Source organism: Corynebacterium lehmanniae, assembly GCF_043161975.1.
Taxonomy (GTDB): Bacteria; Actinomycetota; Actinomycetes; order Mycobacteriales; family Mycobacteriaceae; genus Corynebacterium; species Corynebacterium lehmanniae.
This window is the reverse complement of sequence record NZ_CP170998.1, coordinates 1,350,434-1,374,500: the sequence shown is the minus strand read 5'-3', so window position 1 is coordinate 1,374,500 and position 24,067 is coordinate 1,350,434. Positions and strand designations below refer to the sequence as shown.

The 24,067-nt window shown below is 66.5% G+C and carries 26 protein-coding genes and 1 tRNA gene; 18 read left to right on the top strand and 9 right to left on the bottom strand.

All coding sequences use genetic code 11. The features are described 5' to 3' along the window. The first annotated feature begins 5 nt into the window (after positions 1–5). The 6 genes from rpmF (at position 6) to ACF3NP_RS06550 (ending at position 4,626) form a co-directional block, all read left to right on the top strand. On the top strand, positions 6–179 hold the full coding sequence (gene rpmF / locus ACF3NP_RS06575) for a 50S ribosomal protein L32 (protein ID WP_181888013.1): 174 nt from the start codon (positions 6–8) through the stop codon (positions 177–179). 108 nt (positions 180–287) lie between these two features. Next, positions 288–986, top strand: a complete 699-nt coding sequence (locus ACF3NP_RS06570; RefSeq protein ID WP_181888014.1) for a response regulator transcription factor — start codon at positions 288–290, stop codon at positions 984–986. Then, complete coding sequence (locus ACF3NP_RS06565) at positions 983–2,464, top strand: HAMP domain-containing sensor histidine kinase (protein WP_392398494.1); 1,482 nt, start codon at positions 983–985, stop codon at positions 2,462–2,464. The genes ACF3NP_RS06570 and ACF3NP_RS06565 overlap by 4 nt, the downstream gene beginning before the upstream one ends. A 101-nt stretch (positions 2,465–2,565) precedes the next feature. Beyond that, positions 2,566–3,798: a S1C family serine protease gene (locus ACF3NP_RS06560; RefSeq protein WP_392398493.1), complete on the top strand. Its 1,233-nt coding sequence runs from the start codon at positions 2,566–2,568 to the stop codon at positions 3,796–3,798. 51 nt (positions 3,799–3,849) lie between these two features. After that, on the top strand, positions 3,850–4,410 hold the full coding sequence (locus ACF3NP_RS06555) for a MogA/MoaB family molybdenum cofactor biosynthesis protein (RefSeq protein ID WP_181888017.1): 561 nt from the start codon (positions 3,850–3,852) through the stop codon (positions 4,408–4,410). Between the two features lie 18 nt (positions 4,411–4,428). Then, positions 4,429–4,626 carry a hypothetical protein gene (locus tag ACF3NP_RS06550; protein ID WP_392398492.1) on the top strand — a complete coding sequence of 66 codons (198 nt, stop codon included), beginning with the start codon at positions 4,429–4,431 and terminating at the stop codon, positions 4,624–4,626. Positions 4,627–4,654: 28 nt separating this feature from the next. Here ACF3NP_RS06550 and mscL read toward each other — a convergent pair whose 3' ends face one another. From mscL to ACF3NP_RS06535, 3 genes are read right to left on the bottom strand one after another with little or no spacing between them, the layout of a single operon-like run. Continuing rightward, positions 4,655–5,077, bottom strand: a complete 423-nt coding sequence (mscL, locus tag ACF3NP_RS06545; RefSeq protein ID WP_392398491.1) for a large conductance mechanosensitive channel protein MscL — start codon at positions 5,075–5,077, stop codon at positions 4,655–4,657. After that, positions 5,061–5,705 (bottom strand): SAF domain-containing protein, encoded by a 645-nt coding sequence (locus tag ACF3NP_RS06540; RefSeq protein WP_392398490.1) that lies wholly within the window; start codon positions 5,703–5,705, stop codon positions 5,061–5,063. Before ACF3NP_RS06540 ends, mscL begins: the two co-directional genes overlap by 17 nt. A 34-nt stretch (positions 5,706–5,739) precedes the next feature. Beyond that, positions 5,740–6,285 (bottom strand): 5-formyltetrahydrofolate cyclo-ligase, encoded by a 546-nt coding sequence (locus ACF3NP_RS06535; protein ID WP_392398489.1) that lies wholly within the window; start codon positions 6,283–6,285, stop codon positions 5,740–5,742. A gap of 108 nt (positions 6,286–6,393) precedes the next feature. Between ACF3NP_RS06535 and ACF3NP_RS06530 the strand changes: the two genes are divergently transcribed. The 6 genes from ACF3NP_RS06530 (at position 6,394) to ACF3NP_RS06505 (ending at position 11,568) form a co-directional block, all read left to right on the top strand. Further along, on the top strand, positions 6,394–7,368 hold the full coding sequence (locus ACF3NP_RS06530) for a UTP--glucose-1-phosphate uridylyltransferase (protein ID WP_392398488.1): 975 nt from the start codon (positions 6,394–6,396) through the stop codon (positions 7,366–7,368). 18 nt (positions 7,369–7,386) lie between these two features. After that, positions 7,387–8,718 (top strand): molybdotransferase-like divisome protein Glp, encoded by a 1,332-nt coding sequence (glp, locus tag ACF3NP_RS06525; RefSeq protein WP_392398487.1) that lies wholly within the window; start codon positions 7,387–7,389, stop codon positions 8,716–8,718. An 8-nt stretch (positions 8,719–8,726) separates the two neighbouring features. Then, positions 8,727–9,374, top strand: a complete 648-nt coding sequence (locus ACF3NP_RS06520) for a GNAT family N-acetyltransferase (protein ID WP_370642048.1) — start codon at positions 8,727–8,729, stop codon at positions 9,372–9,374. Positions 9,375–9,488: 114 nt separating this feature from the next. Further along, a complete protein-coding gene (gene sepX / locus ACF3NP_RS06515) occupies positions 9,489–10,697 on the top strand; it encodes a divisome protein SepX/GlpR (RefSeq protein WP_181888024.1) in 1,209 nt (402 codons plus the stop codon). A gap of 75 nt (positions 10,698–10,772) precedes the next feature. After that, positions 10,773–10,845, top strand: a tRNA-Ala gene (locus tag ACF3NP_RS06510). A 102-nt stretch (positions 10,846–10,947) separates the two neighbouring features. Further along, positions 10,948–11,568 carry a cation transporter gene (locus ACF3NP_RS06505; RefSeq protein WP_338026553.1) on the top strand — a complete coding sequence of 207 codons (621 nt, stop codon included), beginning with the start codon at positions 10,948–10,950 and terminating at the stop codon, positions 11,566–11,568. Positions 11,569–11,586: 18 nt separating this feature from the next. Here ACF3NP_RS06505 and ACF3NP_RS06500 read toward each other — a convergent pair whose 3' ends face one another. Next, a complete protein-coding gene (locus tag ACF3NP_RS06500) occupies positions 11,587–12,210 on the bottom strand; it encodes a DNA-3-methyladenine glycosylase I (RefSeq protein ID WP_181888025.1) in 624 nt (207 codons plus the stop codon). A 52-nt stretch (positions 12,211–12,262) separates the two neighbouring features. On the opposite strand from ACF3NP_RS06500, the gene ACF3NP_RS06495 reads away from it, so the two are divergent. Beyond that, a complete protein-coding gene (locus ACF3NP_RS06495) occupies positions 12,263–12,670 on the top strand; it encodes a DoxX family protein (RefSeq protein ID WP_181888026.1) in 408 nt (135 codons plus the stop codon). Beyond that, entirely contained in the window at positions 12,663–13,298 is a 636-nt protein-coding gene (locus tag ACF3NP_RS06490) for a zf-HC2 domain-containing protein (protein WP_181888027.1), read from the top strand. Before ACF3NP_RS06495 ends, ACF3NP_RS06490 begins: the two co-directional genes overlap by 8 nt. Before the next feature lie 136 nt (positions 13,299–13,434). Here the strand turns inward: ACF3NP_RS06490 and ACF3NP_RS06485 are convergent, their stop codons facing one another. The 3 genes from ACF3NP_RS06485 to ACF3NP_RS06475 all read right to left on the bottom strand — a co-directional run bounded on the left by ACF3NP_RS06485 (position 13,435) and on the right by ACF3NP_RS06475 (position 17,137). After that, entirely contained in the window at positions 13,435–14,454 is a 1,020-nt protein-coding gene (locus ACF3NP_RS06485) for an IS3 family transposase (protein ID WP_236883627.1), read from the bottom strand. Next, positions 14,451–15,368 carry a hypothetical protein gene (locus ACF3NP_RS06480; protein WP_392398486.1) on the bottom strand — a complete coding sequence of 306 codons (918 nt, stop codon included), beginning with the start codon at positions 15,366–15,368 and terminating at the stop codon, positions 14,451–14,453. The genes ACF3NP_RS06485 and ACF3NP_RS06480 overlap by 4 nt, the downstream gene beginning before the upstream one ends. A 131-nt stretch (positions 15,369–15,499) precedes the next feature. Beyond that, positions 15,500–17,137 (bottom strand): dolichyl-phosphate-mannose--protein mannosyltransferase, encoded by a 1,638-nt coding sequence (locus tag ACF3NP_RS06475; RefSeq protein ID WP_181889540.1) that lies wholly within the window; start codon positions 17,135–17,137, stop codon positions 15,500–15,502. Positions 17,138–17,186: 49 nt separating this feature from the next. On the opposite strand from ACF3NP_RS06475, the gene rsmI reads away from it, so the two are divergent. From rsmI to metG, 3 genes are all read left to right on the top strand, one after another. Beyond that, positions 17,187–18,047, top strand: a complete 861-nt coding sequence (gene rsmI / locus ACF3NP_RS06470; RefSeq protein WP_181888028.1) for a 16S rRNA (cytidine(1402)-2'-O)-methyltransferase — start codon at positions 17,187–17,189, stop codon at positions 18,045–18,047. A gap of 103 nt (positions 18,048–18,150) precedes the next feature. Further along, positions 18,151–19,956 (top strand): BCCT family transporter, encoded by a 1,806-nt coding sequence (locus ACF3NP_RS06465; RefSeq protein WP_181888029.1) that lies wholly within the window; start codon positions 18,151–18,153, stop codon positions 19,954–19,956. An 85-nt stretch (positions 19,957–20,041) separates the two neighbouring features. Continuing rightward, entirely contained in the window at positions 20,042–21,886 is a 1,845-nt protein-coding gene (gene metG / locus ACF3NP_RS06460; RefSeq protein ID WP_236883382.1) for a methionine--tRNA ligase, read from the top strand. Between the two features lie 7 nt (positions 21,887–21,893). Here metG and ACF3NP_RS06455 read toward each other — a convergent pair whose 3' ends face one another. Beyond that, positions 21,894–22,805 carry an alpha/beta hydrolase fold domain-containing protein gene (locus ACF3NP_RS06455; protein WP_202032073.1) on the bottom strand — a complete coding sequence of 304 codons (912 nt, stop codon included), beginning with the start codon at positions 22,803–22,805 and terminating at the stop codon, positions 21,894–21,896. Further along, positions 22,802–23,194 carry a DUF3806 domain-containing protein gene (locus ACF3NP_RS06450; protein WP_181888031.1) on the bottom strand — a complete coding sequence of 131 codons (393 nt, stop codon included), beginning with the start codon at positions 23,192–23,194 and terminating at the stop codon, positions 22,802–22,804. Before ACF3NP_RS06450 ends, ACF3NP_RS06455 begins: the two co-directional genes overlap by 4 nt. Positions 23,195–23,206: 12 nt before the next feature. On the opposite strand from ACF3NP_RS06450, the gene ACF3NP_RS06445 reads away from it, so the two are divergent. Continuing rightward, positions 23,207–24,043, top strand: a complete 837-nt coding sequence (locus ACF3NP_RS06445) for a TatD family hydrolase (protein WP_181888032.1) — start codon at positions 23,207–23,209, stop codon at positions 24,041–24,043. Positions 24,044–24,067: the final 24 nt, after the last annotated feature.

The following is a 24,067-nucleotide window of genomic DNA, read 5'->3' as shown; positions in this document are numbered from 1 at the left end:
TCGTCATGGCAACACCGAAGTTCAAGAAGTCCCGCGCGAACACGCGCATGCGTCGTTCCCAGTGGAAGGCCGACAACGCCGACCTGCAGACCGTCAAGGTCGACGGCCAGGAGGTGCGCATCCCGCGCCGCCTGATCAAGGCCGCTCAGGCTGGTCTGATCGACGTCGAGCAGTTCTAAGCTTTTAAGGGTCGTATTAGACCCGTTGAACTAACCGGGATCCCCAGGTGGGACCCGGTTTTTTCAGCTCAATTCAACTCTGAGTAGAAAATAAGTCATAATAATCCTATGAAGATTCTCGTAGCCGACGACGAGCAGGCTGTCCGCGAGTCGCTCCGACGCTCGCTCCGCTTCAACGGATACGACGTGGTGCTCGCCGTAGACGGCGAAGACGCGCTCGATCAGATCCGCATTGAGCAGCCAGACCTGACCATCCTCGACCTCATGATGCCCAAGCTCGACGGCCTGGGCGTCTGCCGTACCCTGCGCTCCTCCGGGTACGACGGGCCGATCCTCATGCTCACGGCTCGCGACGGTGTGTCCGACCGCGTGGCCGGCCTGGATGCGGGCGCGGACGACTACCTGCCCAAGCCCTTCGCCCTGGAGGAGCTGCTGGCGCGCGTGGGGTCGCTGCTGCGCCGCACCCGCTCCGAAGCACGCAAGGCGGCGGAGAAGGACCAGACCCGCCTGCAGTTCGAGGACCTGGTCATGGACACCTCCACCCGCGACGTCACCCGTGCAGGCCGCGCCATCTCGCTGACCCGCACCGAGTTTGCGCTGCTGCACCTGCTGCTGCAGAACCCGCGCCATGTGCTTGCCCGCCAGACCATCCTGGAAGAAGTGTGGGGCTACGACTTCCCGACGTCTGGCAACGCGCTCGAGGTCTACATCGGCTACCTGCGTCGCAAGACTGAAGCAGGCGGCGAATCGCGCCTGATCCACACCGTCCGCGGCGTCGGCTACGTGCTGCGGGAGACCGCTCCGTGATCTTGCGGCGCTTCACAGGCGAAGCTGAGCCGCAGGGGCAGGCTGGCACAGGCCGGTCCCTGCGCAACAGCTTGGCCGTACTCGCCGGCGGCATCGTCGCCGTGGTCATTCTGCTGACCGCGCTGTTTACCTACCGGCTTTCAGAAACGACTCGTCTGACCGTCATGGACGACGACCTGCGCACCCGCAGCTACGGCGTGTCGCTGCAGCTGAAGGACCTGGATTCGGACGACCGGGAGGGCTTTGAAAAGGCCCTCGCCGAGTTTCGCCGCGCAACCCCGTGGGCGAAAGTCTCGGCCGCGCCCGCTGGTTCCAACGTGTTCTACGGCGACCCAGTGCCGGTGGCGGGGCCGTACGCGGCGACGTCGTCAGGCGACATGCTCTCCCAGCACACCGTGGCGGGGGAGCGCGTCGTGGTGCGCCGCAGCACCTCCGGTGTCACCGTGGCCATGTCGCAGCCGCTGGACGTGTTCAGCATTGTCTCCGGCAGCTGGGGTGCAGCCGCGCTGGTGATTGCGGGTACCGGGGGTTTGCTCGCCTGGATCGCGGGCACGGCGATTTCCGCCGTCGGCCTCCGCCCCGTGCGCAGACTGCACAGGGCTATCGACGCCGCGAACGAGTCCGACCAGCTCACCGAGCTCCCCGTCGACGGCAACGACGAGTTCGCTGAAATCACCACCTCCGTGAACAAGATGATCTCCACGCTGGAGGACTCCAAGACGCGCCAGGCGCAGCTTGTGGCGGACGCGGGCCACGAGCTGAAAACCCCGCTGACCTCGATGCGCACCAACATCGAGCTGTTGATGATGCTGTACAACTCCGGCCGGCAGGACCAGATCTCCGAGCAGGACCGCAAGGACCTCGAGCGCGACGTGATGGCGCAGATGGAGGAAATGTCCATCCTCATCGGCGACCTGGTCAACCTGGCGCGCGACGAAGCGCAGCAAGGTGCCGAGCCTGAGGACTTCCGCCTCGACGAAGTGCTGGAGGAAGCGCTCGACCGTGTGCGCCGCCGCCGCCCGGACCTGGCGTTCCAATTCGAGGCGGACCCGTGGGTCATCACCGGCGACCGGTTCGCCATGGGGCGCGCACCGATCAACCTCATCGACAACGCCGCGAAGTGGTCGCCGCAGGGCGGCACCGTGCGTGTGTCGCTGAAGGCGGCGAAGCGCAACGCGGTACTCATCGTGGACGATTCCGGCCCCGGCATTCCGGCGGACCAGCGCGAGAAGGTGTTCGAGCGCTTCTACCGCGCGCCCGAGTCCCGGTCGATGCCGGGCTCCGGCCTGGGCCTGGCCATTGTGAAGCAGGTCTTCGACCGCCACAACGCGACCATCGTGGCGGAAGAATCCGATGACGGCGGCGCGCGCTTCCGCGTGGTGTTTCCGGGACGCCCGCCCGAGGTGGACGGCGCGGATGTGCAGGACGCTCCTGCGGAGACCACCGCGCGCGTGATCCCGCGCAAGAGCTACAGCTAGACCCGCAGGCCAGCGTACACAGCAATCGTCCAGCAAACATTGCGAATTACAGTGCATGCCCTCAAGACCTGCCACAGGACGGCGGTGCATAATAACCCCTCATGAGTGAACTGAACTATCCGGGAGACACCGCAAGTTTCCCGACAAACAACGGTGTCTACCAGGTGCAACCGCAGCCCCAGAGGCAGCAGGAGCGTCGCGGTAAAGGCATCGGTGCGGCGTTCGCCGTCGCGCTGACAACTGCGCTGGTCGCCGGCGGCGGCGCCGGGTACCTCGCCGGGTCGTCACAGTCCGACAACGCGGCGGAAACTGCGGCGTCGAATTCGCCGTCCAGCAGCGTGTCGTCCGAAAGCGATTCGCAAGGCGAGCTGCGCAACCCGACCGTCGCGGACCCGGCCGAGGCCCCCGAGGGCTCCGTGGAGCAAGTGGCGGCCGCGGTGCTGCCTGCGGTGGTCTCCATTGAGGTGGACACGCCCCGCGGCAGTGCGGAAGGCTCCGGCTCCATCATCTCCGCGGATGGCTATGTGCTGACCAACCACCACGTCATCGCTGGCGCGGAAACGCCAGGTTCGGAGGTGCAGGTCACGCTTAACGACGGCTCACGCCACAGCGCACAGTTTGTCGCCTCCGACGTCAACACCGATGTCGGCGTGCTGAAGATCGACGACGTGCACGACCTGCCAGTCATGCAGTTCGGCAACTCCGACGAGCTGCGCGTGGGCCAGGAGGTCGTCGCGGTGGGCTCCCCGCTGGGCCTGTCCGCGACGGTGACAAGCGGCATCGTCTCCGCGCTGAACCGGCCGGTGCGCGCTTCCCAGGGCGGCGGCGAAAGCTCGCTCATGGACGGAATCCAGACCGACGCGGCGATCAACCCCGGCAACTCCGGCGGCCCCCTGGTGGACCGCAACGGCAAACTCATCGGCATGAACTCCGCTATCGCTTCGCTGTCCTCGGGCGGCATGAGCCAAGGCGGCCAGGGCGGCTCCATCGGCCTCGGCTTCGCCATCCCGTCGAATTTTGCCAAGCGCGTCGCTGACCAGCTCATTGAAAAGGGCGAGGCCACGCAGCCGATGCTCGGCGTGCGCGTGAGCGTGATGCAGGGCTTCGGTGGCGGTGCCGTGGTGGCGGGGGTGGAACCCGGCAGTCCCGGCGAAACGGCTGGGCTGAAGCCTGGCGACGTGATCACGCGCCTGAACGACCGGCCCATCGACTCTGCTGACGCCCTCATCGCCGCGACGCGCTCCAAAGCATTTGGAGAGACGGTGACGCTGCAGGTGCAGCGGGAGGGGGAGTCTGAGTCGGTTCCGGTAGAGGTGACCTTGAGTTCCGAGTAACTTCTTATCTGTCCAATCCGCCCCGTTTTGTGCCAAGGGAGTCTGACCACGATGCCGGAACTGTTTGACGCGCTCGACATCACCGAGCCGGACGATGCGACGCTGCGCGCCTCCGAGCTGGAGAGCGACTCTCCGACGTCGCCGTGCGCGATCGTCGTGCTGGTGGGCGACCGCCGCTACGACGCGCCGGGCGACAACACCGACGAGATGGTGGTGGAGCTGCTCCGCGAGGTTGGCTACCAGGTCGACGGCGTGGTGCGCGTGAAGTCGAAGAAGTCCGAGATCCGCAAGGCCATTGAGACGGGCGTTGTCGGCGGCGTGGACCTCGTGCTCACCCTCGGCGGCACCGGCGTGGGCCCGCGCGACAAGACGCCGGAGGCGACGCGCGCGGTCATAGACAAGGTGGTGCCGGGTGTCAGCCAGGCCCTCCGCGCGTCCGGCCAGGCGTGCGGTGCCGTGGACGCGTGCACCTCGCGCGGCATCTGCGGCGTGTCTGGCTCCACTGTCGTGGTGAACCTCGCGTCGTCGCGCCAGGCGATCCGCGATGGCGTATCGACGGCCGCTCCGCTCGTGCGCCACCTCATCGACGAGCTGAACCAGCACTCGGTCTAGGCCAGGGCAGAGGGTTTCATGGAGCGCAAGCGCAGGCGCGCCGTACGCAAGGCGGACGTGGACTACGACCGCTCCGCGGACGCCGCGCCGAATACGCAGGCAAACGAAAACCCGGCCCTGGACGCTGAGCGCGAGGTGCTGCTCGGCGACGAAGAGCCGGGTTTGACGGGCCGCGATTTTTATGAGGCGGAGCGGCCGCCGCACTACGGGGAGTAGCTTTCAGCCAGCCCCGCTCAAGGACGAACTAGTTCAGCGGCTTCTGCACATTGTTCGGGTTCTGGCCTGCGAGCAGGTCGCGGATCTCCGTGAGCAGCTCGGTGTCGGTCGGCTCCGGCTCGTCCGGGTCGATGCCCTTGCGGCGCTTCTGCGCCTCGTCGAGCTTGTTCATCGGAGCAACGAGCAGGAAGTAGATCACTGCCGCGATGAGCAGGAAGTTGATGATGGCGGTCAGGACAGCGCCGAAGTCGACGAAGGTCGCCTCGTTGCCCTCGCGGACGAAGAAGCCCAGGCCGGAGTAGTCCACGCCACCCAGGGCAGCGAGGAGCGGGTTGATGATCGCGTCAGAGAACGCGGTGACAACTGCGGTGAATGCCGCACCAATGACAACGCCGACGGCAAGCTCGATGACGTTGCCGCGCATGATGAAATCTTTAAATCCTTGAAGCATGGTTGGGGATATTAAACTGACGTTGACGGTTGCTCAACACGAGAGTCAGCGGCTCAGACAGGGACGCAGCCGCAACGGCAGCTGCCTCACCCTGCCTGAGCAGCACCAACACTGCGTCGCCTTCCCCAGATGTGACGACAATCCCATTTTCAGCCACCACTCGGGGCCCTTGGCCCACAACGTCGACTTCCGTCCCGTGGTGGAGCATGGGCACAATGTCCGGTTCCGCAAGGGGGACCGGCACCATTGAGAACTCCTCGCCGTCCGGTTTGTCCTGGGTGAGCAGCCCCGCCAGATCCGGCCCGACCAGGCGCGTGGCCGTGACCACCTCGCCGCGGGAGGCGGCCGCCGCGAGCAGTTGCCCCTCGGCCAGTGCCGCGTCATCCAGCGCGTTGTCGGGCACCGACTCCGCTGGCAGGCGGCGCAGTTCCACATCGTCCGAGGTGAGCACGGTGCCGGGGGCGACATCGCGGGCGAAGGTCAGGGCGGGCGGGTCGGACCGTGAGGCGTCGATAAGCACATGCAACACAGCGGCGACCACGAGGAACACGGCGACCACCCTGCGAATGATCACGGAGCGGCGGTAGCCGGGGGAGCGGAGGGTATTCAGGTGCGCGGAGAGTTCCATAGGGATAAGACGGTGAAACCCCCGCCCCGGTTCCCTAGACGCGGAAGAAACCTTCCGGCATGATCACCGCGTCCACCGCCTGGTCGTGCGCGTCATGGGGCACCGCATCCACGACCTCCCAGCCGTAAACCACAGCCGCGACGGGAACATCCAGGCCGGCAAGCGCCCGGTCGTAGTAGCCGGCACCCTTGCCAAGGCGCATTCCTTGCCTATCGACGGCTAACGCCGGGGCCACCACCAGCCCGCAGGAGCGCAACACGTTGGAGGTGAAGCGCGGGCCTGCCGGCTCAGTGATGCCCAACGCGCCCGCCGCATCCTTGGCCCCGTGCTGCGCCCAGGCCAGCACCCCGTCTGGCAGAGAGATTGGCAGAAACAGAGTGCGTGCCGCCGCCGCGAGCAGTGCTGCGAAATCCGCCGGGCCAGGCTCGGAGCTAAGCGGGTTGTAGGCGGCGATGTTGGAGCCGCGCGCGCCGAAGTCGTCGACGCACGCCAAGGTTGCCGTCACAATCGCCTGGTCGAGCTCGCGCTTTCGCTCGGTGCCGCGTAGGTCGCGCCGGGCGGCTGCGTGCGATGCGCGCATCGCGTCCTTTTGGGGGTGTGTGGTTGTGTTCACTTCGGGGTGCATACTCCTCGTGTCGACCGGGTCGCAGCCCGGTTGTGAGGGCTGGGGGCTGTAGGCTTTGCGTTTATGCAGAATTCTACTGACCGACCCGTTGATGCTGCGCGCGCTTCGGTGAAGACTGTTGTGGTGCCGGCGGCGGGGATGGGGACGCGTTTTTTGCCGGCGACGAAGACGGTGCCGAAGGAGCTTTTGCCTGTGGTGGATACCCCGGGCATTGAGCTGATTGCTGAGGAGGCCGCTGCGGCGGGGGCGCAGCGTCTGGCTGTGGTGGTCGCGCCAAATAAGGAAGAGATCATGCGGCACTTCGGCGAGTTTTCGGACTTGCAGGAGCTCATGGTCGCCCGCGGCAAGCAGACCCAGGCGGACAAGGTCGCGCGCGCCAACGGGCTGATTGAGGCTGTGGCGGTCACCCAGGACGAGCCGCTCGGGCTTGGCCATGCGGTTGGTTGCGCGGAAGAGGCGTTGGATGACGACGAGGATGCGGTTGCTGTGATGCTGCCGGATGATTTGGTGTTGCCGGCGGGCGTGATGGAGAAGATGGTCGCGGTGCGCAATGAACTCGGGGGCTCGGTGTTGTGCGCGTTTAACGTCTCGCGCGAGGAAGTGTTCAACTACGGCGTGTTCGATGTCGAGGATGCCCAGGCCGAGATCGACGGTGTTGAGGTGTTGAAGGTGCGCGGCATGGTGGAAAAGCCTGCTGTGGAGGATGCGCCGTCGACGCTTGTGGCTACCGGCCGCTACTTGCTGGACCGCGGGATTTTTGACGCCCTGCGCCGCATCAAACCGGGTAAGGGCGGCGAGCTGCAGCTCACGGATGCGATTGAGTTGATGATCTCTGAGGGCCACCCGGTGCATGTGGTGGTGCATGAGGGTAAGCGGCATGACCTTGGTAACCCGGGCGGGTATATCCCGGCGAATGTTGACTTCGGTCTGCGGGACGAGAAGTACGGCCCGGCGCTGTACACCGCGGTGAAGAAGATCATCGCCGACTTCGAGGCGGAACACCCCGAGGTTGCCGCAAAGGTGCAGGACAACGCGTAGACGAAAGGGGCACGGGCCATGCGCAGCGTAGAGGACCAGCTTGCGGCTGTAGTGGACGCGGCGACCGCCCCCGAGCCGATCCGGGTGGCGCTGACGGACGCGCTCGGCCTGATGTGCGCCGAAGAGGTCACCTCAACCAAGCAAGTCCCCGGGTTCCCCCAGGCCGCGGTGGACGGTTTCGCCGTGCGCGCGGTAGACGTGGGCGGCACCGCCGGCCTGCGCAGGCCCGAGCGCCGCGACCACAACGAAAACGACCACAACGAAAACGACCGGGACGGTAACGGCGAGGAAGCCCCCGCCGCCCAGCAGCCGAATCGCGAGCGCGCCCTTCCCGTGGTGGGCGAGGTGCCCGCCGGCTCCCAGAAGCCGCTGCGCCTGCAGCCGCGCCAAGCGGTGCGCGTCGCCACCGGTGCCCCGCTGCCCACGCTCGCGGACGCGGTGCTGCCGCTGGAGTGGACGGACCGCGGCCGCAAGCGAGTCACCCCGCAGCGCCCCGTGCGAACCGGTGATTTCGTGCGCCGGCCCGGCGACGACATCCAGCCCGGCGACATCGCCGTGCGCCAGGGGGCAGTGCTCGGCCCCGCCCAGATCGGCCTCGCCGCCGCCGCGGGCCGCGACAAGCTCCTGGTCTACCCGCGCCCGCGCGTGACAGTGATGAGCTACGGCCTGGAACTGGTGGACCTGGACCGCAGCCCGGGTCTGGGCCAGGTCTTCGACATCGCCTCCTACGTCGTGTCCGCCGCCGCAAAGGAGGCGGGCGCGGACGTCCACCGCGCCGGCATCATCAACGCCGAGCCGCGGCGCATGCGCGAGATCATGGCCGGGCATATCGCCAAGAGCGAGTTCGTCGTCATCACCGGCGCCGTCGGCGGATCCGGTGCGGCGCCTATCCAGGAGATCCTGCGCGAGATCGGGCAGGTCGACACCACGCGCGTGGCCATGCACCCCGGCTCCGTGCAGGGCTTCGGCCTGATGGGTGAGGAGCGCGTCCCGGCGTTTCTCCTGCCGTCCAACCCGGTGAGCGCGCTGGTGATCGCGGAGACGTTCATCCGCCCCGCCATCCGCAGCTCCCTGGGCAAGACCGCGGTGACGCGCCGCACCGTCAAGGCCCGCTCCTTGCGCGAGCTCAGCTCCATTCCTGGCCGCCGCGGCTACATCCGCGCCCGCCTCATGCGCGACGCGGACACCGGCGACTACCTGGTCGAACCGCTGTCCGCACTGGAAGCCGGCCCCGCCCACCTGCTGGCCGGCTTCGCTGAGGCCAACGCCATGATCCACCTGCCGGAAGACGCCGTGGACGTGCGCCCCGGCGACATCGTGGACGTCGAGTTCCTCCGCCAGCGCAGCTAGGCTCAGCCATGTTCGCGATGTTCCGCCAGCCCACCCCGGGCTGGCCAGAGTCCACGCCGACCGCGACGCTTCCCGACGGCACATCCGTCCGCCTCCGACCCCTCACTTCCCGCGATGGAAAGGACTGGTCGGGCACGAGAAACGTCGATAAGCAATGGCTCCAACCGGTCGAACCCACGGTGGAGGGCAGCTGGGAGGACGCGCACTCACACGCGGCGTGGCGCAACACCTGGCTGAACCTGAAGCGGCTGGCCAACCAGGGCACCGTGGTGCCGCTGGTCATCGAGGTCGACGGCGGCTTCGCAGGGCAGGTCACCCTGGGCAACATCCAGCACGGCATCGTCTCCGAATGCTGGGTGGGCTACTGGGTGCACTCGCCGTTCATGGGCCGCGGGGTGGCCACCGCCGCGTGCGCGTTGGGTGTGGACCACGCGTTTTCCCGCGTCGGACTGCACCGCGTGACCGCCACCTACCTGCCACACAACCCCGCCTCCGGGCAGGTGCTCAAGCTCAACGGCTTTCGCGAGGAGGGCTACCTGCGGCGCAACCTGCACATCGACGGCCAGTGGCGCGACCACCACTTCGTGGCCTTAAACGCCGACGATTTCCCCACCACAGCCGTGCAGCGCCTGCGCGAGACCGGCCGGGTGCGCTAAAGGGCGAAAAACAGCTGCGCCCACCGGCGCGCCGACCCGTTCGCCTGCGCAAGTGCCGATACCGTGGACTCCTGACTTTAAGGGTGCAACTGACGCGGAAAGGTGGCATCGCCCATGGGCAGCCCGAGCTTAATGATCATCTTGATCCTGGTGGTGTGGATCATCGTCCTCGCACCGTTGATGATCGGCAACAACAAGCCGATCCGCCGCTCCGGCGACGGCTACGACGAAACGCGCGTGCTGCACGAGGGCGGCACCGCGCCGATGGCTGAGCGCCGCCGCCCGAAGCTCACCGCCGCCGACATCCACCGCCACAGCGAGGACACCGACTACGAGGTTGTGGAGGCGACGGATGCCGAGGAGCAAGTGCTTATCGACGACGCTCCCGCCCTGCGCACCCTCTTCCGCCGCCCCGGCGCCGAAGACGATGCCGCCGCGGCCGGCCACATCGACGGCGAAGTGATCGAGCACGTCGATGACGAGGCTGAGCCGGCCGAAGCTGAGGCCGAGCCTGAGCTGGACAACGCCGAGGGCGGCTCCACCAAGGTCGTCGCCAGCGAGTCCGCCGGTTCCACCTCTGTGAAAGTCCTCGCCGCGGAGGATGATGCAGAGGACGCTGACGCCGACCCAGATGCCGACTCCGATGAGGATGAGGCTGAGGCTGAGGCCGACCGCTACGAGCTGGACGAGTCCTACACCGCACCCGAGGACTTTGGCTATGCGGGGGAGACCGGAGGCGCTGAGAAGCAAAGCGCTCCGAAAGCGGACGTTGAGGAAGCGCCGGAAGACATTGACGACGAGGACGACGAGGTCGACACCGCGGAGGCGGCCGAAGCGGGCGACGAGGACCTCGCTTTCGCCGCTGCGCGCCGCGGCCGCGGCGGATTCGACCCGGAGCGCGAAAAGAAGAACACCGCCACCCGCTTTCAGCGTCGCCAGCGCACCCTGCTGGCGCTGATCGCCGCGTGCGTGGTCACCTTCGTCATCGCGTTTGTCGCGGGCGGCTGGACCTGGGTGCTGCCCGCCGTGGCAGTGGGGATGACCGCATGGTTCATGGTCGCGCTGCGCCGCGTCGTGCTGCAGGAGCGCGCGCTGCACGCCCGCCGCCTGCGCCAGCTGCGCCGCGCACGCATGGGTGTGGCGATGAGCAACCACACCGAGCACCCGCGTGACGCTCGCCTGCGCGCCGGCTCCGTCGTGCTGGACCTGGACGACGACAGCCCCGACTTCGACACCCTGCCGTCCACCCGCTACGTGCCGGAAAACGACCCCGGCTACGACGACTACGAAGACCTCGGCGGCTACGGCACCCGCGCCTCCTAAAAACCGTGAAAAACCCCACTGCGCTGGCGATTTAACCGGCGCGTGGGGGAGGAGTAACGTAACGAGCGTGCCCCAGGGGCTATAGCTCAGTTGGTAGAGCGTCGCGTTCGCAATGCGAAGGTCAGGGGTTCGATTCCCCTTAGCTCCACAGGATTGCGGGACCCGGTCGAATACGGCCGGGTCCCGTTACGTTTTGCGCATCGGCTAAGCTGCCTTCCCGTTGTATAAGACGCTGAAAAGAGCAGCTGAAGTGGCAGAGTCGTTGGGTGAGCAGAAGATCCGTCGCGCGGTGCTGATTGTGGCGCTGCTGAACTTGGCCTACTTCTTCGTGGAGTTCGCCGGTGCGGTGGCCATCGGCTCGGCGTCCCTGTTCGCGGACTCCGCCGACTTCCTCGAGGACACCGCAATTAACCTGCTGGTGTTCTTCGCCGTGGCGTGGCCGGCCGCGCGCCGCCGCACCGCCGGCAGCGTGCTTGCCGCGCTGATTCTCATCCCGGCGGTCGCCGCGGTTGTCACCGTGATCACCAAGATCATGAACCCTGTCGCGCCGTCGCCGGAGGGCCTGACCGGCATCGCGGTTGGAGCCCTGGTGGTGAACGTGATCTGCGCGATCCTGCTGATGCAGCTGCGCGGCGAAGGCTCGTCGCTCGCCACCGGCGCCTGGCTGGCTGCGCGCAACGACGCGCTGGCCAATCTGCTCATCATCGCCGCTGGCCTGCTCACGTTCGTGTGGGAGACCGCCTGGTTCGACATCGTTGTCGGCGCGATCATCGCCGCCATCAACCTCTCCGCCGCCAAGGAAGTTTGGGAGGCCTCCCGCGAGGAGCACGACTCCGTCGAGGACGCCTTCGCGGACATGGACGACGATTAAACGCCGCCTAGGCGCCGATTACACCCATACCCCGGACGCCCCGCGGCGCCACGTGCCCACCAAGTTGGTGTCGATGATGCCGGTGGATTCCATCAGCGCGTACATCGTCACCGGCCCCACAAAGGTGAAGCCGCGCTTCTTCAGGTCTTTCGCCAGCTGCTCGGACTCCGCCGAGCGCGTCGGCACTTCCGCCATCGTGCGCGGCACCGGCGTGTTCGCCGGCTGGTAGGACCACACGAACTCGCCGAGGTGCGTGCCCTCCTCCCGCAGCGCCAGCGTCGCCTCGGCGTTTTTCACTGCTGCTTCGAGTTTGCGCCGGTTGCGGATCAAGGAAGCGTCGTTAAGCAAATGCTCGATGCTCATACCCGCGACTTTGTCCGGGTCGAAGCCGTGGAAGGCCGCGCGCAGGGCCTCGCGCTTCTGCAGGATCAGCCGCCACGACAGCCCCACCTGGAAGCCCTCGAGGCAGACGCGTTCAAACATGCCCTGCTCGTCGGTGACGGGCATGCCCCATTCGGTGTCGTAGTAGTCGCGCAGCAGTGGGTCGGTGGCGGCCCACGGCGGACGCGCCAGCCCGTCGTCGCCGATGACGGGCCAGCCGGATTCGGGATTGGTTTCTGGTGTGGTGTGAAGATCAGTCATATGTATTGGACTCAGTTCTACCCCGTTCGGTTCCACGGGTACGCTAATCGGCATGAATAGGCCCGCCGTCCGCGACTTCGCGCTGCTTGTGCTCCGGCTCGTGCTGGGCGCGGTGTTTGTGGCGCACGGCTACAACCACTGGTTTGAGATGGGCATGGCCGAAACTGGCCGCCAGTTCGCCGCCCTCGGGGTGCCGCAGCCGCAGCTTTCCGCCTACCTCACCGGCACCGTCGAGCTCATCGGCGGCGCGTTTTTAGCAGTGGGGCTCTTGACGACGATCACCGCGTCGCTCCTCGCCCTCCTCGTTTTAGCCGCCGGGTACTTCGTGCACCTGGACAACGGCTTTTTCATCGAGGCCGGGGGAGTGGAGTACACGCTCGTGCTCGCCGCCGCGCTGTTTATCATCACCGTCTTCGGCACCGGCCGCGTAAGCCTGGACGGGGTGCTCACGCGTGGTTAGCCACGAGGAGGTTCAAGCGGCGCTGTCTGCGCGCATCGACGGCGAGAAGGCTGAACTCGACGACGCCATCGTCGACGCCCACGTGTCCGGCTGCGCGGTGTGCCGCGCGTTTTTGGACCGTTCGCTGGCGCTGTCGGAGTCGCTCGGTGTTGACTCGGACGACGCGATGGCCCCGCCGCAGGACCTGTCCGCCGCGATTCTGGCAGGCGTGGACAACGAGTGGCGCCGCTTCGCCCGCCGCCGTGAGATCGGCATGGCCGTGGGGCGCCTGATGCTCGGCGCGATGGCCGTGGTGTGGGTGCTGTGGGCCGTGCGCCTGATCCTGTCCGGCGGGGAGGAGCCGGTGGTGGCGTCCGCGGCGTCCGTGCGCTTCGGAGTGGCGCTCGCGTTGGGCTTTACCGCCTGGCGGCCGCAGCAGATCCCGGGGGTGCTGCTCATCGTGGGCACGATGTTCACCTTCACCGTCGGCTTCGCCGTGCGCGACTTCGTGCTGGGGATGGGCCAGTTCGAGGCGGCGTCCGTACTTGTTCCGCTGCTGAGCTTGGTTGCGCTCGTGTGGACGTGGGTGGCCGACCGCGGCGGTGCCGTGCGTCGGGCGTGGCAGCTCTTAGATGCCCGTCCGTACTAGGGCAGGTGTGGAGCTGGGGTAGCAGTCGAAAGCGATGGCTCTGACATATTCCGCAGGCGCTTCGAGCTGACCTGGGGCGGAGCGCGTCGCCTGACAGATTCGCTTTGTGTCAAGTGGTTGTGAACGGGTTTAGGTGTTAGATCGTGATGGGTTGTGGGGTTGGGGCGGTTTGGGTGGTGGTGCGGATGATGCTGACTTCTGCCGGGAGGCCTGTGCCAGCTTTGGTGTCCGGTAGTTGTGTGATGATGCCTTCGCTGAGTGCGTTTCGCATCCCTTCCTCTCGTTTGCGTTGCAGTTCGGTCCAGGTGCCGTCGAGGACTGCTTGTGGTGGGTAGTAGTTGATCCCGCTGTGTGGGGTGGCGTTGTAGACCGGCACCCAGGCGCTGACCCAGGTGTTTGCTTCGCCCAGCGTGGTGAAGGTTTTCGGGTAGTAGGTCCTGGTCTTTAGGGTGTGGAACACCGACTCGGTGTGCGGGTTGTCGTTGCTGGTGTGCGGCCGGTTCAATGAGCGGGCCACACCATGTTCGGCAAACAGTTTGCCGAGTCGTTTGCTGGTCATGGCAGCGCCGTTGTCGGAGTGGACAGTGTGCACATTTGGAAAACGGGTGAAGATGTCGGCGAACATCGCTGCTGCAAGCTGGCTGTTTTCTCGTTCTGCGACGACGAACCCGACGATGGCGCGCGAGTACAGATCGATCACCATGTGCAACGCGAAGGTTTGTCCGTAGTACTGGCCAGGCAAAAACGTGATGTCCCAGCACAGCACCTGCCCGGGGGCGGTGGCGTGCACATGCGGCGGTGTGGCGTCGTGGCGGCGTTTGGCTTGTCTGGCTTTGGTGTTGTGGCGTTGGTGCAGCAGTTTGCCGTGGGCTTTGGCCACCCGGTAGAAGCTGCGCAGGCTCGCCAGGTAGATCCCGTTGTTCAACGCGGCGTAAAACACCTGGTCCACCCCGCAATGCGGATTGTCGTCCAGCAGCTCCACTATGTCTGTGACTGTGGCATCAGACAGCCGGTTGATCCGGCGTTGGTGATGCGGGATCGGGTTGTCGGTGCGTGGGCGCGGATTGGTTTCGTAGAAGACCCGGCTGCGTGAGGCACCGATGATGCCCATCGCCTTCGTTTTGGAGTATCCGACGGAAACGAGCTGGTTGATCAGCGTTTCTTCCGCTTGCCGGCCTTGCTCGTAGAGGCGTTGTTGGGCGTCGGTGAGGACTTTTCCTCCGCGTTTGAGTCCACGCCAGGTGCTCCTGGCATGGTCGCTAAAGCTTTTCCCAACACATCAGTGGCCAGCTCAGCCCGCTCTGCCCTTTCCGTCGCCTTATCTAAGGCACGCTGCATTGCTTCTTCACGGCGTTTGGCATCGAGTTCGAGCTTGCGTTTGTCCTGCGTCAGCGCAGAAATTTCCTTGCGCAGCTGCTGAATTTCGGCGCATTCATCCATCGTCAACGTTCCAACCCTCCTTGGTCTTGTGCGTGTTGGCAGATCACCGTCAGCCACCATTGCGGTCCAGCGTCGCACGGTGTGATGGGCAAGTCCATGCGCCACTAACCAGGCTTCTTTCTGGCCATGCGGTACTAACCCGTACTCGACGACAACCTCACGGATGTACTCCGCACTAGGTCTGCCCAGGTAGGCAGCATCAGCCATGTGTTTGGCGCGCTCGACGCCGTCAAGGCCGTCGTCCACGGTTTTCGATTTCTGCAGTGCGCGGGCCCAACGCTTGATGTTGAGATATTGAATTCCCTGCCGGGCGCACCACGGGCCTTTCGTGCCATTGGGCAACAGGTTGTAAATCGTGATCATCTGCCGCTGCTGTGCTGGATGAAACCAACTGCCAGAACCGGTCACGCGGTACGGGGAGAACACGAACGCCACAGCGTCAAGCGATGTCAACGTCTCATCATCGAGTACTTCCCCCGCCGCCAGCACACGCGGCGGCAGCGACAAGATCTCCTCGACCCCCTCGCGCGACGTCTTAGGCTTGACCTTTCGGGCAACCACCGGGGCATCAACGGACGGTGGCGACGTCAACGACGACGGCACCAACTGAGGCAACTGTGAATCGGTCATGAACAAAACCTCCTACGGTACGTCGTTCACAACCACTCTGGCACTAAGGGATTCCGCCAGAAAGTGTCAGGCGCGGGCCCCGGGGAACGACGCCGGTGCCGAAAACTGGGCCAGGTTTCCAACTAGCCGGGCTACTTCCAGCTGGGTAGCCACATGATGGACTCGTACCAGGTGTCCGGGATCTTGAAGCCGTAGAAGATGGGCGACCAGTAGATGAAGCTGGCCACCACCAGCGCGATGTAGACCACGGCGGCGAGCTGGCCCCAGCGCAGCTCGAAGCCCGCGACCTTGTTCACCCAGGACCACGTCACAGCCCCGCCCTTCTTGGCCAGGTTGCCTAACGCCAAGGCCAGCAGCACCGCGGTGAACGGCACCAGGGCGGTGGCGTAGAAGAAGTACATCTGGCGGTCGAAAGCAGCCAGCCACGGCAGGAAGCCAGCGGCAAACGCGATCACCGGCACGATGACGCGGAAGTCCTTGCGGGTCAGCCACACCCAGCACGCCCACAGCAGCACCGGCACGGTCAGCCACCAGATGGCGGGGGTGCCGAACATGTAGATCATCTCGCGGCACTTGCCGTCGCCGGATGCGATGGAGCATTCAAGGTCGGTGGCGGAGTAGTACAGGATCGGACGTGCCGAGACCAACCAGGCCCATGGCTTGGAGTCCCAGGGGTGGGAGTGGCCGGAGGACGACGTCAGCGAGGCGTGGAAGTTCAGCACCGAGAAGTGGTAGTAGAACCAGCCGGCGATCGGCTCGGGCAGGTTAGCCAGCCAGGGCCAGTCGGAGCCGGCGATGGTGCCGTCGGAAAGCGAGTGACGGTACACGGAGGTCTCGGAGGCGAACCAGGCGCGCCAGGACCACAGGTACAGCACGGCGGGGATGAGCACGATGGAGGCGAGCGCCGACGGGACGTCGCGAAGCAGGGTGCCCGAAATCGGCTTCTCCACGCCGTAGCGGCGGCGCAGGAACAGGTCCCAGAACGACGACAGTAGGCCGAAGAACATGATGTAGTACAGGCCGTTCCACTTCACGGACAGCGTCAGGCCGAGCAGCACGCCGGTGGCGAAGCGCCACCAACGGAACCCCATGCGCGGGCCGAAGGGGCCGGTGCCCTCGAGCTTGCCGGCCAGCCACGCGTCGTGCCAGCGGTGGTGCACCTGGCGCATGTCGCCGGCCAGCGTCCACGCCGCCATCACCACGAACAGCACCTGGAAGACGTCGAGCATGCCGAATTTGGCGGAGACGAGCAGGACGCCGTCGAAAAGCGCGATGATGCCCGCGAGGATCGCGATGTTGGTGGACTGGCTCACGCGCCGCGCGAGCAGGAACACGAACACGATCACGGCGGTACCGAACAGGCCGGTCATCAGACGCCAGCCCAGCGGGGAGTAGCCAAAGATGATCTCGCCGAGCGCGAGTAGCTGCTTGCCCAGCGGCGGGTGAACGACCAGGCCGTAGCCGGGGTTGGACTCGATGCCGCCTAAGACCGGGTTGAACCAGCTTTCCACCATGTCCCAGGCTTGCGGGACGTAGTGCTTCTCGTCGAAGACGGGGGTGCCGGAGCTGGTCGGCTGCACCAGGCCGATGAACCTGGTGAGCAGCGCCAGCACACCGATGACGGAGGCGGCGATGGTGTCGCGGCGCGTCCACGGCACCGTCACGGGTGCCTCGGGCGCAGGCTGGGCGGGCCGCAGGGAACGCGTCGTCTCTGGCGCCGTTGCGTCGGCGCTAGGTGGCGGTCCGGCGGGGTTCGGGGTGCTCGCGATAGTGGTCACGACGGAAGATATTAGCGCCTTACGCGTATGCTCCCGAGGTATGTCCGCCGAGCAAGACAACCTGACTCAGAACCTCCCGGCCGGAGTTGTACTCGCGGCCACCCCGCTCGGCAACGTCGCGGACGCCTCGCCCCGGCTTGCGCAGGCGCTCGCCACGGCGGATGTGATCGCAGCGGAGGACACCCGGCGCACGCGCGCCCTTGCCGCAGCGCTCGGCGTGGAAATCACCGGCCGCGTGGTGTCCAACTTCGACCACAACGAGGAATCCCGGGCGCGGGAGCTTCTCGACGCCGCACGCGCCGGCACCGTACTCGTCGTCACCGACGCCGGCATGCCGCTGGTGTCCGACCCCGGCCACTCCATCGTCGCCGCCGCCCACGACGCCGGCATCCCGGTCACCTGCATCCCGGGCCCGTCCGCGGTGACCACGGCGCTGGCGCTGTCCGGGCTCAACGTGGGCCACTTCATCTTTGACGGTTTCGCGCCCCGCAAGGCCGGCGCGCGCCGGGCGTGGCTGGAAACACTCGTGCATGAGCGCCGCGCGGTGTGCTGCTTCGAGTCGCCGCACCGCATCGAGCAGTTGCTTGCCGACGCCGCGGACGTCCTCGGCGCCGAACGCCGTGCTGCCGTGTGCCGCGAGCTGACCAAAACCTACGAGGAGGTCAAGCGCGGCACGCTGGGGGAGCTCGCCGAGTGGGCGGCCGGCGGCGTGCGAGGGGAGATCACGCTGGTGATCGAAGGCGGCACCGGGCAGCAGGCCGAACCCGAGGACTTAGTCGGTCTGGTGCTGGAGCTGGTCGACGGCGGCCAGCGCATGAAAGACGCCGCGAAACAGGTGGCGAAGCAGCACGGAGTGAAGGTCGGAGACCTCTACGATGCCGCGTTGGATGCGCGAAGCTGACGTCGATAAGCAAAAGTTCCCCGCGCGGGCTAGCACAATGGTGTGATCTGCGCTAGCCTGCTTGGGTTCTAGTAAAACCCTGAAAATTTGCGAGGAGAACTCTATGTCTCAGCGTGATCTCCAAAGGGATCCCCACGATCCCGACGTGGAGCCGCGGAGTACGGATCCCATTAAGACTGAAGACACTTCCGCAGTCGGCGAAATCGCCGCGCTGCTGCGCGCCGACCGCGACGGCGTGCAACCCAACTACACCGACCCTGAGGAACGCGTCGAGAGCCAAGCCGACGCAGAAGACGCCCCGATCAACTGGGGCATCGTCATTCCTCTCGCGGTGGTTGTCGCGGCAATTGTCGGCTGGGGCCTGGCTGCCCCCGACAACTTCTCTAACTTTGCGGACGCCGCGTTCGGCTGGGTCATCGACAACCTCGGCTGGGCCTTCGTCCTCGGCGGCACCATCTTCGTCGCCTTCGTCATCGTGATCGCCTTGTCGAACTTCGGCACCATCCGCCTCGGCACCGCCGACGAGCGCCCCGAGTTCAAAACAACCTCGTGGATCGCCATGATGTTCGCCGCCGGCATGGGCATCGGCCTGATGTTCTACGGCGCGGCTGAGCCGCTGGCGATGTACCTCGACGGCGTGCCGGGCCACGACGAGCACGAGGTCGGCACCGCGATGGCGCAGACCATGTTCCACTGGACGCTGCACCCGTGGGCCGTCTACGCCATCATCGGCCTGGCTATCGCGTACTCGACGTTCCGCCTCGGCCGCAAGCAGCTGCTGTCCAGCGCGTTCATCCCGCTAATTGGTGAGAAAGCTGCCAACGGCTGGCCGGGCAAGCTCATCGACGCCTTCGCCGTGTTCGCCACCATCTTCGGCACCGCCTGCTCCCTGGGCCTGGGCGCGCTGCAGATCAGCTCCGGCCTGGAGGCCTCCGGCTTCGTGGACAACCCGTCCACCAAGCTGATCATCGGCATCGTGGCTGTGCTCACCCTGGCATTCCTGCTGTCGGCGATGTCGGGCGTGTCCAAGGGCATCCAGTGGCTGTCCAACGCGAACATGGTCGTCGCCGCGATCCTGGCGATCTTCGTGTTCGTCTTCGGCCCGACCGTCGCGCAGCTGAACATGCTGCCGACCGCCGTGGGCAGCTACCTGCAGAACTTCTTCGAAATGGCCGCCCGCACCGCCGAGAGCTCCGACGGCCAGGCCGGCGAGTTCCTCTCCGGCTGGACCATCTTCTACTGGGCATGGTGGATCTCCTGGTCCCCGTTCGTGGGCACCTTCCTGGCGCGCATTTCCCGCGGCCGCACCGTGCGCGAGTTCTGCCTCGGCGTGATGCTGGTTCCGGCTGGCCTGTCCACCGTGTGGTTCGCCATCTTCGGCGGCACGGCCATCAAGATGGAGCAGGCTGGCGAGTCCATCGTCGGCGACGGCTCCAACGAGGAGCAGCTGTTCAACCTGCTGCACGCCCTGCCGGGCGGCTACGTCATGGGCGTGTTCGCCCTGATCCTTCTGGGCACCTTCTTCATCACCTCCGCGGACTCCGCGTCGACGGTGATGGCGTCCATGACCCAGTCCGGCAAGACCGAGGCGAAGCCGTGGCTCGCCGCAATGTGGGGCCTGGCCACCGCGTTCGTCGGCCTGACGCTGCTGATCTCCGGCGGCTCGGACGCGCTGAACTCGCTGCAGTCCGTGACCATCGTGGCCGCCACGCCGTTCCTGTTCATCCTGATCGCTCTGATGTTCGCGATTGTCAAGGACATGTCCAACGACACGATCTACCTGGACAAGAAGGAACAGGAGCGCTTCGCCCGCCAGCTGGCCATCGAGCGTCGCATGCACCGCGACCAGCAGCAGCTGGAAGCCCGCAAGGCGCAGGTCAAGGGGATGCTCAAACCGCGTTCCCACTAGGGGCGTTTGCTTGACGACGCACCTTCGGTTGTGCCCCGCTCGAGCAGTGCAGTGCTTAGGCGGGGCATAACTTATGCTGAGAGCCATGACTTCTTCCGAGACCAACAACAACGTTCTTGTGTGCGTTGCGTGGCCGTACGCCAACGGCCCGCGCCATATCGGCCACGTCGCAGGCTTCGGCGTGCCCTCCGACGTCTTCGCCCGCTACCAGCGAATGTCCGGCAAGAACGTGCTCATGGTCTCCGGCACCGACGAGCACGGCACCCCGCTGCTCGTGCAGGCCGACAAAGAAGGCGTGACCGTCAAGGAGCTGGCGGACCGCTACAACAAGCAGATCGTCGAAGACCTGGCGGGCCTGGGCCTGTCCTACGACCTGTTCACCCGCACCACCACCCGCAACCACTACACCGTGGTGCAGGAGCTGTTCCGCGGGCTGAACGAGAACGGGTACATGATCCGCGAGACCACCCAGGGCGCGATCTCCCCGTCGACGGGCCGCACGCTGCCGGACCGCTACATCGAGGGCACCTGCCCGATCTGCGGCGCCACCGACGCCCGCGGCGACCAGTGCGACACCTGCGGCAACCAGCTCGACCCGGCGGACCTGATCAACCCGGTGTCCAAGATCAACGGCGAGACGCCGAAGTTCATCGAGACCGAGCACTTCATGCTCGACCTGCCCGCGCTGCACGACGCGCTGGAGCAGTGGCTTTCCACCCGCCAAGAGTGGCGCCCGAACGTGCTGAAATTCTCCCTGAACCTGCTCGAAGACATGCGCCCGCGTGCGATGACCCGCGACATCGACTGGGGCATCCCGATCCCGGTGGAGGACTGGCAGGACAACCCGTCGAAGAAGCTCTACGTCTGGTTCGACGCGGTGGTGGGCTACCTGTCCGCGTCCATTGAGTGGGCTCACCGCTCCGGCAACCCGGAGGCCTGGAAGGGCTTCTGGCAGGACCCGGCCACCGAGGGCTACTACTTCATGGGCAAGGACAACATCACCTTCCACTCCCAGATCTGGCCGGCGGAGCTCCTCGGCTACGCGGGCAAGGGCGCCAAGGGCGGCGCTGCCGGCGAGCTCGGCGAGCTGAACCTGCCCACCGAGGTCGTCTCGTCCGAGTTCCTGACCATGTCCGGCTCCAAGTTCTCCTCGTCCAAGGGCGTGGTCATCTACGTCAAGGACTTCCTTTCGGAGTTCGGCCCGGACCCGCTGCGCTACTTCATCGCCGTCGCCGGCCCGGAGAACAACGACACGGACTTCACCTGGGACGAGTTCGTGCGCCGCGTGAACAACGAGCTGGCCAACGGCTGGGGCAACCTGGTCAACCGCACCGTGTCCATGGCGCACAAGAACTTCGGCCAGGTCCCGGCACCCGGCCCGCTCGAAGCGTCCGACGAGCGCATCCTGAACCTCGCGGCCGAAACCTTCACCACCGCCGGCGAGGAGCTGGGCAAGGCCCACTTCAAGTCCGCGATCACGAAGATCATGCACGTCGTCGGCGAGGCCAACGCCTACATCGCGGAGCAGGAGCCGTGGAAGCTGGCCAAGGACGACACCCAGCGTGAGCGCCTGGCCACCGTGCTGTGGACCGCGCTGCAGGTCGTCTCCGACTGCAACGCCATGCTCACCCCGTTTTTGCCGCACACCGCGCAGAAGGTCCACGAGACGCTGGGCCGCACCGGCATCTGGGCCGCCGAGCCACGCGTCGAGGAGTTCGTGGACGACGAGGAGTTCAACCTCGTCGGCGTCGGCCTGCCGGAAAAGGGCCAGACCTACCTGACCATCACCGGCGACTACTCGCAGCAGCAGGCCGTGTGGCAGCGCGTGGACGTCACCCCGGGCACGGAGCTGTCCAAGCCGCAGCCGCTGATTGCCAAGCTGGACCCGGAGCTCGGCGAGACCGGCCCGGAGTGGGCGCCGGTGCAGTAGGCCGCGGCTACAGCTGCTCGCCGAGCCACGCCCTGGCCGAAGCGAGCATGGCCTTGACCACCGGCACGTCGAACGCCCACAGCTCGATCGCGTGCGGCGCGCCCTCGACGATCTCGAGCTGGGCGGGCACGCCGGCGTCGCGAAGCCTCCGGGTGTAGGCGCAGATCTCCTCGTAGAACAGCTCGATGTCGCCGGTGGACAGCCACGCAGGGGGAAGGCCCGACAGGTCGGCGCGCCGGGCGGGGACGGCGTACTCGGGCACCGTCTCCAACCCGGGCGCCTGGCCCAGGTAGGACGCCCAGGCGTAGCGGGTCTGCGCGTTGTTGGCCACGGGCCGGTCCCGAGGCAGGTCGCGCCTCCGGTCGGCGGTGGGGCGGTCGTCCAGCATGGGGCAGAACAGCCACTGGGCGCGCGGCAGCGGTCCGTGCTCGTCGTAAAGCCGCTGGCACGCCGCGGCGGCCAACCCGCCGCCGGCGCTTTCGCCGCCGATGGCGAACGGTTCGCCGAACTCGTCCGCGCGGGTGTGCATCCACGCCCACGTCTCCAGCGCGGCATCCAGGCCGGCGGGGAAGGGGTGCGCAGGCGAGAGCGGGTAGCGCGGGGCCACCACGGTCACGCCCACCTCGGCGGCGGTGTTCGCGCACAGCGGCCCGTCCTGGGCGGGGTGGCCGATGATGTGGCCGCCGCCGTGCAGCCACAACAGCGCGCCCTTCGGGTTGCGCGGCCGGAAGACGAGGGTGCGCCCGTGCCGGATCAGCTCCACACCCTCGCGCCGGGGAATGGGAAAGAGCGTCTGGCCGTGGCTGGTGAGCCAGCGCGTCGCTCTCAGCTGCACCGGCGGGTGGGGGATCAGCCGCGCGCGTCTGCGCAACTCCGGCCGCACGAGCGGCATGATCGATTCCGGCATACGAGCAGTCATAGGAACTGCCCGAGGAACTTGGTCAGCGTGCCGGGTTCCTCGTCCTCGAAGCGCTGGTCCACCACAACTAGCGGGGCGGTGTATTTTTCGCTGGCGCTGCCGACGTCTTTGGCGACGACGAGGTCGGTGCCGTAGTCGTCGATAAGCAATTGCCACTTGTACCCCTCGCGCACGAGCGCCTGGCCGAGCGCGGTGCCGAAAAGGCGCGCGGTGTCGCCGCGGGGGAAGCTGCGGCGCACGTCCGCGGGAAGGGCGAGGTAGTCCGCGAGTTCGGCCTCGAAAGACTCCGCGATGTCGGCGGGCGAGCCGTTGATGCCGCGGCCGGCGGCTTCGGCCAGGTCGGCCTCGATTTGGGTCTGGGTGGCTGAGTCGATGTCTTCAAATGCCATAGGGTGCATCGTATGAGCAAAAAGAAGCCACGTCCCACGCCCGTGCCCGCCGAGCCGATTGCCGGGCTGATTGACGCGCACACGCACCTCGCGTCGTGCGGCGCGCGCAGTGCCGTAGAGGTCGACGCGTTTGTCGAGCGCGCCCTGGCCGCCGGGGTGGAGCGCATCTGCACCGTCGGCGACGGGCTCGAGGAGGCCGAGCTCGCGCTTCAGGCCGCCCACTTCAACAAGCGCGTGTTCGCTGCGTGCGCCATCCACCCGACGAGGGCGCATGAGCTTGACGACGGTGCCCGCGCCCGCCTGACGGAGATGGCCGCAGACGAGCGTTGCGTGGCGGTGGGCGAGACCGGCATCGACACGTACTGGCTGAAGCACGACGCGGAGGGCACCGCGCCGCTGGAGGTGCAGGAGGATGCGTTTCGCTGGCACATCGACCTAGCGTGCGAGTCGGGCAAGGCGCTGATGATCCACAACCGCGAGGGAGATGCGGAGATGCTGCGCATTCTTGATAGCGCCCCACGGCCCGAGCACGTGATCCTGCACTGCTTCTCCTCGCCGCTGGACGTGGCGCGCGAGGCGATCGAGCGCGGCTACGTGCTCAGTTTCGCTGGCAACGTGACGTTCAAGCGCAACGAGGAGTTGCGCGAGGCGGCGGCGCTGGCACCAGCGGGTCAGCTGCTGGTGGAAACGGACGCACCGTACATGACGCCGGAGCCCTTCCGCGGGGCGAAAAACGAGCCGTCGCTGATCGGTCACACGGCGAAGGTTGTGGCCGAAGCGCGCGGCATGGAAGTGGCCGATGTGGCGCGTGAGATTGCAGAGACGTTCTCGCGGGTCTACGGGGTGTGAGCTGGCACGTCGGGTCTTGAAACC

What these genes read in the sequence shown, in the direction of transcription:
- ACF3NP_RS06560 (WP_392398493.1), top strand. Translation starts at nt 2,566, where the DNA reads ATGAGTGAACTGAACTATCCGGGAGACACCGCAAGTTTCCCGACAAAC.
- rsmI (WP_181888028.1), top strand. Translation starts at nt 17,187, where the DNA reads ATGTCCGCCGAGCAAGACAACCTGACTCAGAACCTCCCGGCCGGAGTT.
- ACF3NP_RS06535 (WP_392398489.1), bottom strand. Translation starts at nt 6,285, where the DNA reads ATGCGCGCATCGCACGCAGCCGCCCGGCGCGACCTACGCGGCACCGAG.
- ACF3NP_RS06530 (WP_392398488.1), top strand. Translation starts at nt 6,394, where the DNA reads ATGCAGAATTCTACTGACCGACCCGTTGATGCTGCGCGCGCTTCGGTG.
- ACF3NP_RS06520 (WP_370642048.1), top strand. Translation starts at nt 8,727, where the DNA reads ATGTTCGCGATGTTCCGCCAGCCCACCCCGGGCTGGCCAGAGTCCACG.
- ACF3NP_RS06445 (WP_181888032.1), top strand. Translation starts at nt 23,207, where the DNA reads ATGAGCAAAAAGAAGCCACGTCCCACGCCCGTGCCCGCCGAGCCGATT.
- ACF3NP_RS06570 (WP_181888014.1), top strand. Translation starts at nt 288, where the DNA reads ATGAAGATTCTCGTAGCCGACGACGAGCAGGCTGTCCGCGAGTCGCTC.
- glp (WP_392398487.1), top strand. Translation starts at nt 7,387, where the DNA reads ATGCGCAGCGTAGAGGACCAGCTTGCGGCTGTAGTGGACGCGGCGACC.
- ACF3NP_RS06550 (WP_392398492.1), top strand. Translation starts at nt 4,429, where the DNA reads ATGGAGCGCAAGCGCAGGCGCGCCGTACGCAAGGCGGACGTGGACTAC.
- ACF3NP_RS06450 (WP_181888031.1), bottom strand. Translation starts at nt 23,194, where the DNA reads ATGGCATTTGAAGACATCGACTCAGCCACCCAGACCCAAATCGAGGCC.
- ACF3NP_RS06465 (WP_181888029.1), top strand. Translation starts at nt 18,151, where the DNA reads ATGTCTCAGCGTGATCTCCAAAGGGATCCCCACGATCCCGACGTGGAG.
- ACF3NP_RS06555 (WP_181888017.1), top strand. Translation starts at nt 3,850, where the DNA reads ATGCCGGAACTGTTTGACGCGCTCGACATCACCGAGCCGGACGATGCG.
- mscL (WP_392398491.1), bottom strand. Translation starts at nt 5,077, where the DNA reads ATGCTTCAAGGATTTAAAGATTTCATCATGCGCGGCAACGTCATCGAG.
- metG (WP_236883382.1), top strand. Translation starts at nt 20,042, where the DNA reads ATGACTTCTTCCGAGACCAACAACAACGTTCTTGTGTGCGTTGCGTGG.
- ACF3NP_RS06455 (WP_202032073.1), bottom strand. Translation starts at nt 22,805, where the DNA reads ATGACTGCTCGTATGCCGGAATCGATCATGCCGCTCGTGCGGCCGGAG.
- sepX (WP_181888024.1), top strand. Translation starts at nt 9,489, where the DNA reads ATGGGCAGCCCGAGCTTAATGATCATCTTGATCCTGGTGGTGTGGATC.
- rpmF (WP_181888013.1), top strand. Translation starts at nt 6, where the DNA reads ATGGCAACACCGAAGTTCAAGAAGTCCCGCGCGAACACGCGCATGCGT.
- ACF3NP_RS06540 (WP_392398490.1), bottom strand. Translation starts at nt 5,705, where the DNA reads ATGGAACTCTCCGCGCACCTGAATACCCTCCGCTCCCCCGGCTACCGC.
- ACF3NP_RS06500 (WP_181888025.1), bottom strand. Translation starts at nt 12,210, where the DNA reads ATGACTGATCTTCACACCACACCAGAAACCAATCCCGAATCCGGCTGG.
- ACF3NP_RS06480 (WP_392398486.1), bottom strand. Translation starts at nt 15,368, where the DNA reads ATGACCGATTCACAGTTGCCTCAGTTGGTGCCGTCGTCGTTGACGTCG.
- ACF3NP_RS06495 (WP_181888026.1), top strand. Translation starts at nt 12,263, where the DNA reads ATGAATAGGCCCGCCGTCCGCGACTTCGCGCTGCTTGTGCTCCGGCTC.